Origin of the sequence: Anaerotignum sp. (genome assembly GCF_040307045.1) — a bacterium.
Taxonomy (GTDB): Bacteria; Bacillota; Clostridia; order Lachnospirales; family Anaerotignaceae; genus Chakrabartyella.
The window spans coordinates 1-3,118 of the sequence record NZ_JAWRKF010000009.1; the positions used below are offsets into that span (position 1 = coordinate 1).

Sequence of the window (3,118 nt, forward strand, 5' to 3'; positions counted from 1 at the left end):
AGTAGCCAAGGACAAATTGGGAGAAAAGAATATGGCGGCCCTGGAAAAGGGTATTGAAAACCTTATAAAGCAGCTGGAAAATATTCAGAAATTCGGACTGCCGGTAGTGGTAGCGCTAAACGAATTTCCCACCGATACCAGGGAAGAGGTTGATTTTGTCATCGACCAATGCGCCGCCATGGGAGCGGATGTCGCTCTCTCCCGGGTATGGGCCGAAGGCGGCGCCGGCGGTGAAGAATTGGCTCAAAAAGTGGTGGCAGCGGCTGAAAAGCCTTCCACTTTCAAATTCCTGTATGAGTTGGAGCAGCCGCTCAAGGCCAAAATCGAAACTGTTTGCCGGGAAATCTATGGTGCTGATGGAGTCAGTTATACTGCTGAGGCAAGTCGCCTGCTGCAGAAGTTTGAAGATTTAGGTTACGGCAGCCTGCCGGTATGCATGGCCAAAACTCAATACTCCCTTTCCGACGATCCGGACAAGAAAGGGCGTCCCCGCGACTTTACCGTCAACGTTAAAGAAGTGCGCTTATCGGCCGGAGCGGGATTCGTGGTGGCCCTAACCGGCACCATCATGACCATGCCCGGCTTGGGCAAGACCCCGGCAGCCGAGAAAATCGATATCAAACCCAACGGCGAAATCGTGGGCCTATTTTAATCACAAAAAAGAGGCTGGGAAAAGCAATCTTTCCAGCCTCTTTTTTATTGGTCGCAGATTGGCGTAGATTTGACCCCGGTTTCTGATGCTCGCTATACTCGCAATTAAGGTTGCCCGTATTTCATTTAATCCCGAAAATATATGGATACTGGTTTACTTTACCTGATGGCTTTTAATGTAGTCATCGATGATGGCGTCATACCCGGCCATAATATCCCGGATAATCTTATTGCTGCCGGAATTGATACGCTGGTCGTCGACCTGGCTTACCGGCAGTACCTTGGGGGAAGTGCCGGATATGAAGATGGCGTCCATGTTGAGCATTTCTTTAAGGCTTATCTCTTTTTCCGCCACCCGATAGCCCCGGTTGCGGCAGGCGGCAAAGACCATCTGCCGGGTTATTCCTTTTAATACCTTGTCGGCCGGAGCCGTATATACAATATCTCCTTTAAGCATGAATAAATTTGACCTCCCCCCCTCACTTACGTTGCCCTGGCGATCTGTCAGCAATGCCTCATAAGACCCGCTCTCACGTATGGCGTCGTCGACCACGCGGCGATATTCGGCCCGGTCTACCTTGGCATTGGGATTGGGCCGTTCTACCTGAACCAGAACTGTTTTTACCCCATTTTGATAATCGCTCTTAGAGGGGTAACTGTGCTCGACAAAATAAGCATAAAAATCGGCCGCTGCACCCGAGGGCGGATAATTGACCACTATCTTGACATTACCGGTATCTGCCTGATTACTGGAAATCAAATCATGCAGACGTTTCCGGATAGCGTCGTCATCAAGGGGCAAAGTCAGCCTGGTTAGCTGGGCGGTGTGCTTTAACCTTTCCAGGTGTTGCTCAAAAAACAGCGGTATTCCCTGAATTACCCTCAAAACCTCATACAGGGAAATGCCGTGCTCAATAAAATCGGCCGGTAAATCTTGCTGTTCCATTATCTGGTCATTCTTTACCCAATGTTTCTGGTAGGAAATTTCCATCGTAAATACCTCCATTTTTTACTTTCTAACTAGCTTTTCCCGCCCCGATGAGATTATTTATCTCGGCAAAGCAAATACAATACCATTTTATGCCAAGAATAGTCTCGAGAATTAAGAAAATACTAACTATTGATATATTCTGGAAGGAAGTGATTACTACAGTACAATCAAGGTTAAATTAAAATTTTCTGCCAAAAGGCGCTTTTAAAGAAATTATACAAAAAGGAGGCTAAATTGTGGATAAAACCAGTACCACCTGTAAAGTTAAGAGTTGTGCCTTTCATCATCCGGACGACCTTTGTGCGGCAGGTGAGATTCAGGTAGAAAACAGCAGTCATGCAGCAGTGTGCGATACCTTTTATCCCCGCGATGTAAACAAACAATTTGTAAGCGGCAAAGACGTGCAGGCGGGAACAGACCTGCGTGACTCGGTAATGGCAGATGATAATCTGGGGATCAATGCTGCCGACTCCAGTCATATTTATGAAAGCGGTGCCAGCAACCTTACCCCGCTGGTAGCCTGTAATGCAGATGATTGTAAGTACTGGGGGCATGACGTCTGCAGGGCGGAAGAGATTACTATAGATGGGCCAGCCGCTGCCATTTCCGGTGACACCCGGTGCAAAACCTATGACCCGGAATAAAGGGGCTGGTGGCCTACCTCCTGAGAACCCTGATTTTGTACCAAGAAGCATATGAATGGAGGAATCAGAATGCATAAAAAGCCGATTGTTTACCCTTATATACCCAACTCGGTTCCGGAGATAAAGGCGCAGATGATGAAGGAAGTCGGCGTAACCGAGCCGATGCAGCTTTATGAGGAGATTCCGGAGCATCTGAAATACAAGCAGCAAATGCAGCTGCCGGAACCAATCCTGGACGAATACTCAATTCGCCGGCATACCGATGAAATCTTAAGCAAGAATAAGACCTGTGACGAATACCTTTGCTTCCTGGGCGCGGGCTGTGCCCAGCATTTTGTCCCCGCGGTTTGTGATGAAATAAATGGCCGGGGCGAATTCCTGACCGCATATGTAGGTGAGTCAATGGGCGACCATGGCAAGTGGCAGGCCCTGTTCGAATACTGCAGCCTCATGGGCGAGCTGATGGATATGGATGTGCTCAGTATTCCCATGTATGATGGAGGTCAGGCAGCTTCCAGTTCCCTGCGTATGGCCAACCGTATCAACGGCCGTAAAAAAGTCTTGCTGCCGGCGACCATGAATCCGGAGATATCCATGATAGTGGAGAACTATCTGAGTTCCGTACCGCAAGCGGAAATTCAGATAGTGAAAATAGGTTTTGATGGGAATACCGGGTTGCTGGATCTTAATGAGCTGAAAAAGAACATGTCCACCGACGTAGCGGCGGTCTTTATTGAAAATCCCTCCTATTTGGGATTTATTGAGACCCAGGCGGAGGAAATCGGTAAAATTGCCCGGCAAGCGGGGGCCGAATTTATTGTCTATACCGACC

Annotated in this window: 4 protein-coding genes; 3 read left to right on the forward strand and 1 reads right to left on the reverse strand. The window is 48.4% G+C overall.

The genetic code is table 11. The features are described from left to right. Positions 1–652 (forward strand): formate--tetrahydrofolate ligase (locus ABVZ64_RS06830; RefSeq protein WP_352400289.1); only part of this gene is annotated, 652 nt, incomplete at its 5' end. 153 nt (positions 653–805) lie between these two features. Here the strand turns inward: ABVZ64_RS06830 and ABVZ64_RS06835 are convergent. Further along, the gene (locus tag ABVZ64_RS06835) at positions 806–1,642 is read right to left on the reverse strand and encodes an aminotransferase class IV (RefSeq protein ID WP_352400290.1); all 837 of its coding nucleotides are present in this window, start codon (positions 1,640–1,642) and stop codon (positions 806–808) included. A gap of 236 nt (positions 1,643–1,878) precedes the next feature. On the opposite strand from ABVZ64_RS06835, the gene ABVZ64_RS06840 reads away from it, so the two are divergent. Together ABVZ64_RS06840 and ABVZ64_RS06845 are read left to right on the forward strand one after the other, a co-directional pair. Further along, a complete protein-coding gene (locus ABVZ64_RS06840) occupies positions 1,879–2,286 on the forward strand; it encodes a DUF1540 domain-containing protein (protein WP_352400291.1) in 408 nt (135 codons plus the stop codon). A gap of 69 nt (positions 2,287–2,355) precedes the next feature. Further along, a partial coding sequence (locus ABVZ64_RS06845; RefSeq protein ID WP_502892585.1) for a PLP-dependent aminotransferase family protein occupies positions 2,356–3,118 on the forward strand: 763 nt, incomplete at its 3' end.